Origin of the sequence: Bartonella sp. AA2SXKL, assembly GCF_042197205.1 — a bacterium.
In the GTDB taxonomy this organism is placed as follows: Bacteria; Pseudomonadota; Alphaproteobacteria; order Rhizobiales; family Rhizobiaceae; genus Bartonella.
On sequence record NZ_JBHIRN010000053.1, the window covers coordinates 1 to 1232 of the forward strand.

Below are 1232 nucleotides of genomic sequence, written 5' to 3' on the forward strand. Positions count from 1 at the left end.
GTGTTTCTAAAATCAGGATTTGCTGAAAAAACAGGCGTAACATTCGATAAGAATGTAGCCGCTGTAGCCAACGAAAGAACTTTAACAAAAGAAAAACGAGAACGTTTTAATTCACTCGCTGCTTGTGGGGCATATAATTTTTTCATAACAAACTCTCCAATGAAAAAACTTAGAAACACCTCCAAAACATAAAAAAGACACATTTTAGCATTATTGATCCCTTTGGAATTTAGAGTAGAGGATCATTGCTTAGAGTGTGAACATTTTGAGTCTTTAGTCTTGTTTTGTTTGTGCTCTCTGTATTGAGATCTAAATGCTTGTCTTTTTGATTATGTTTTGTGGACATAAAGATAACACATTTAGAGTCTAAGGGTTTTAGTGTGCTGTTTTTTCCTAACTAAAAAAGAGGCCTTGTATATTTGATATTACTTTTTACTTGGTAGTGATTACTATAAAATCCTTTGTACTAGGTTTTAGTATGTATTTTCCTAATTATAGACTTTATTTTTATTAGAAAGCATGGTTTTGTTAATAATAAGTAAAGTAAAAAGAAATTGTAATATGTCCGGAATATATTCTTCTTTGGATAACTGGTTTTTTAGTTGGATTTTTTCTTTTTAATATATCATATAATGATATATGCGTGGTCCCGTGATGTACCTTTTATCTTTACGCACTACTTATCCCCCTTTGAATTATTTTATCAAAATGAGTCTTACTAATATACATTTTCATACAGCTATAGGCTGTTCAAGAAAATAGCAACATAAAAATATAGCTTTTTAGCAATATGGATTCTACTGTGATCTTTTTTCAACAAAATATAGAAAAATCTTCTATAAAACCTCACAGTTTATAGCCTCATCAAATATTATGCTTATCTCTAGATAAATACTGTGCGTCTGTAAAAAAAAATATCCACCTTTATTTCAATAAATAAGGGTGGATGTTTTGTTCTATTTTCGTTGTTCGTATTATTTTATTTTCAGAGTGATTGCACCACCTATGCCCCAATGACCACCAGCACTCGTGGCAGAGAGATTAGAGCGGATTTTTCCGTTTTCAGATGTATAACCAGCACCAAGAGCAAATGCGGATTGTCCACGCCATGCGCCGCTACCAAATGAGACACTCAAAGATCCCGGCTCGTCAAAGTAACGTAGGTTGGATACTGCTAGACCAACGGCGGCTGCTTGCCTTGCCTCTTTCCGTACGCTCTTAATATCATAACT

General features: G+C 33.4%; 1 protein-coding gene. It reads right to left on the bottom strand.

Features of this window, described 5'->3' with window-relative positions:
* Positions 1-974 precede the first annotated feature (974 nt).
* A partial coding sequence (locus ACFINS_RS09655) for a YadA-like family protein (protein ID WP_375681594.1) occupies positions 975-1232 on the bottom strand: 258 nt, incomplete at its 5' end.